This window comes from Dysgonomonas sp. 511 (assembly GCF_010501105.1).
GTDB lineage: Bacteria > Bacteroidota > Bacteroidia > Bacteroidales > Dysgonomonadaceae > Dysgonomonas.
In genome coordinates this window covers 1-3237 of record NZ_QVMQ01000064.1, presented here as the reverse complement: position 1 = coordinate 3237, position 3237 = coordinate 1, and the positions used below count along the sequence as shown (strand labels likewise).

Below are 3237 nucleotides of genomic sequence, written 5' to 3'. Positions count from 1 at the left end.
GGATTCCAAGCGTTTCTTTCACCAAATTCCTTAACATGGAACGTTCCAAAATTTTGTATGGTAATTCGTTCGCCTTCTTTTAAAGAACTTTGTATAACTTCAAGTATTGATTCTAATACTATTTTTGTATTGTTTTGGGATACTCCGGTTTGTTTCGACACCTTCTTTATTATATCTTTCTTGGTCACGGCTAAAAAGTTTAGTTTATATTTTTGTAATAGTTATGAGGCAAATAATGATATCAGTACATAAATCTACATCCGAATATTTCTTATAATAACAAAATCTTCATCTGTAATTTTTTTCAATTGGTTTAATGTGAATTTCTACTCTTTCATTCTTTAAAATACTACGTACAGATTTATAAATAGGCATGGTCTCCACCCCTGCTATTTTTAAAGCATTCAATGTTATATGGTCTTCTATCAGGGTCATATAATCCTTTGGGTGTAATAGTATATATTTATCAGTCTCCGTCTTTTTCCTGGCCATCTCCGTAGTGCTATTTTTTGTTCCCGAAATCGGCAGGAATTTCTCCCCATAAATTATTATCCCAGTGTAAAACCTGAATTTGCTTCACCTGTTCTGCCATAATTTTAAGATAAACCTCTGCTTTTTCAAGCTCAGGATAGATCTTTTTCGATGCCGCTTTTTTGTTTCTAAACCACGTAATGGCTGTAAGACTATCAGTGTATATGGTCTTTGGCATGAAATCATTTTCTATGATATATTTCACTGCCGCTACTAAACCAAGAAATTCACCGATATTAACAGTTTTGTTCCCTATATGGTTCTTGAAGACTTCAATATTATCCGGTAAAATGACACCTCTGTAACTCGTCTGTTTATATTTTGTTGAATGTGCCGCATCTGTGGCAATTCCAACTGTAGGCCTTTTCATATCAATAATCCGGATTAAAATCGATATTATGCTCTTTCATTATTTCAATCAGGTTATCAGCATGTTTGTCAAATTCTTCTATAACATACTCTATGTCTTCTATATCATTCCTTGAGCTAATAACCTCTATAACCCCGGCCTTAGTCCTACTTAACCGGGACTTTCCATTTATAGGGTCAAAATAAATTTTCTTTATTCCAAAATTTATATTGACCTGGTATATTTCCTTTGGTTTTACTATTGTCTCAAATTGCGCTTTGAATAACATCTGGCTGGCTGAAACCGCAACGTAGCCTTTCCCCTGATGCATTTCCTTTATTTCAACGCTATATAAGACGTTTGGTAAAATTGTCCCTTTCAAGTGTTCTGATAAAACACATATTTTTTTCCTGAACCTGGAATCCTCCCGGACACCTATGAGCTTTTTAGTTTTAGGATGCCGGGAAATAAAACCTATTAACTCTCCTGTTACATCCGATACCACAAATTTGATTTGTGATTTTTCACGTTTCATATAGTCATCGTTCCATAATTAAATCTTTTTTCGTTCAATTGACAATCTGATTTTTATAAGCTTAAATGCTATTATTTAGTACAAATTTATCTTATTTATTTGCATTAACAAATAAAAATCATTTACATTTTCAGGGGTATTTTATTTGTATTTACAGTGTTTTCGCTGTTATTTAATCTATCCTCTCATTTTCTGAGAAATGACTAAAATGTTCGTCTATAGTAGAAGTTTCATTTAACCCGGAACATTTCCAATACCTGTATATCCGCCTGGATTTTTCGTATCTTTTATATACATCTATTTTTGTAATAAAAAGCGCTCCCTGGCGGGTATTCGGATTATACCATCTGGCACTATTTACTATTTTGGGATTATCTCCGATATATAACCGGCACTTTTTTGTTCCTGCAATCCAAATATTCTGGATTTGAACATCCTGATCCAATTCATATTTCTTTGCAAATTCAGCAAACTCATAGATATCGGTATAGAGCATATTGCCAAAATATAACGGAGCTTCTTTCTCCAGTCTTTTTATATTTTCCTTGATATGTGGCCTTGACCTGATTTCTTCTGCTCTGGGCGCTGTAACATTTTTCCTTGTAGCGTATACTACATCAAAACCACAATAAGACGAATCCCGAACTTCGGCCAAACCTATAACTTCACTTTTTGTTATTAGCCCTGCATCCATTGGATCAACCTTATCCTGAAATAGAAACTTTACTAATCCAACGATGATCAGAAGGATTATTACTAAAGACCATCTAACCTTTAAAAAGATTATTGTAAAATAATCGATTTTTTCCCTCTTATTCATATTCTTTTATGTTGATTTACAGACATTACAATTCCCGTTATTTTTCTTGCTAATGTATTTTGAAATTTTAGCTCCACATTTACGACAAAAGAGATGCGTATTTGCATTTTTATTGTAAATAATATGTTCTACGAGGCTTCTTGATATTTTATATTTATCTGCCAATAAAGTAATGATAACCCCTTTGCGTCCAATATTATTATCAATGTTGACTTGAAATTCATTTCTAATAAGCAGCTTTTTACATCCGGAGATATCCAATAACTGTAGCTTATGCATTTTTGAAATAATGGTTTTGGCAATTCCAGTCAATTCTGATAATGCGGCTAATTCTTCTTCACCTATCTTTTTATTCATATTGGTTTTTGTTGATTATACTTAATAAGAAATAGGCTGATGTAACCGGGGAAGTTGTAGTCGATATTAATAAGCTCCGCAATTTTCACCAAATGCACCAGCCGGAAGTAGCCACGGTTCGTTTTCCGGAATAAAAATAGGCAGGTTATATTCGTAACTTGTGGCCAATTCCTTTAATTTCTTGGTAACGCCTTCATATATGATACCGGTACCTATAAGTTTACCTAAATCACATTTTCTATTAATAGTACATCCGAACTCCTTTTCCAATCGAATGATTTCATTTGTCAGATCCGGGCTTATATATGCGGCACTGGCGAATTGATTTCGATTCCCAAAAACGCAGAACTTGCACGAACAGCGTCCCCAACCCATATAATAGCAGGGGTGCGCCCTAACACGGTATTTTTCAATGATTGCCCATACTTCAGCTTCTGTCCAGTCACGGATTGGACGGTGACGGTCTACATGGCGTTGATATTTCCTGCCATCTCTCAAATCAGCTTTGTCCCGCCCCCATATGGCATATTTTGCACGCTGAGGACTTTCTTCCCCGCGTTCACCAGATAAGACAAGTGTGCGAATACCTTTAAATCGATCCTGATTACGTATTGCCGCCGAACAAACATCAATTTTTAGGTAGCT

The 3237-nt window shown here is 34.8% G+C and carries 6 protein-coding genes; all 6 read right to left on the bottom strand.

All coding sequences use genetic code 11. The features are described from left to right. The coding region (locus tag D0T57_RS15125; RefSeq protein WP_368666939.1) for an HU family DNA-binding protein at nt 1-188 on the bottom strand (188 nt) is incomplete at its 3' end. Nucleotides 189-502: 314 nt separating this feature from the next. Next, on the bottom strand, nt 503-901 hold the full coding sequence (locus D0T57_RS15120; RefSeq protein ID WP_163274308.1) for a ribonuclease H: 399 nt from the start codon (nt 899-901) through the stop codon (nt 503-505). A 1-nt stretch (nt 902) separates the two neighbouring features. Further along, nucleotides 903-1415, bottom strand: a complete 513-nt coding sequence (locus tag D0T57_RS15115) for a hypothetical protein (RefSeq protein WP_163274307.1) — start codon at nt 1413-1415, stop codon at nt 903-905. A 172-nt stretch (nt 1416-1587) separates the two neighbouring features. Then, a complete protein-coding gene (locus D0T57_RS15110; protein WP_163274306.1) occupies nt 1588-2235 on the bottom strand; it encodes a hypothetical protein in 648 nt (215 codons plus the stop codon). A gap of 6 nt (nt 2236-2241) precedes the next feature. Further along, on the bottom strand, nt 2242-2592 hold the full coding sequence (locus D0T57_RS15105) for a hypothetical protein (protein WP_163274305.1): 351 nt from the start codon (nt 2590-2592) through the stop codon (nt 2242-2244). A 66-nt stretch (nt 2593-2658) separates the two neighbouring features. After that, nucleotides 2659-3237: phosphoadenosine phosphosulfate reductase family protein (locus D0T57_RS15100; protein WP_163274304.1), on the bottom strand; the 579-nt coding region annotated here is incomplete at its 5' end.

What these genes read in the sequence shown, in the direction of transcription:
- D0T57_RS15105 (WP_163274305.1), bottom strand. Translation starts at nt 2,592, where the DNA reads ATGAATAAAAAGATAGGTGAAGAAGAATTAGCCGCATTATCAGAATTG.
- D0T57_RS15115 (WP_163274307.1), bottom strand. Translation starts at nt 1,415, where the DNA reads ATGAAACGTGAAAAATCACAAATCAAATTTGTGGTATCGGATGTAACA.
- D0T57_RS15120 (WP_163274308.1), bottom strand. Translation starts at nt 901, where the DNA reads ATGAAAAGGCCTACAGTTGGAATTGCCACAGATGCGGCACATTCAACA.
- D0T57_RS15110 (WP_163274306.1), bottom strand. Translation starts at nt 2,235, where the DNA reads ATGAATAAGAGGGAAAAAATCGATTATTTTACAATAATCTTTTTAAAG.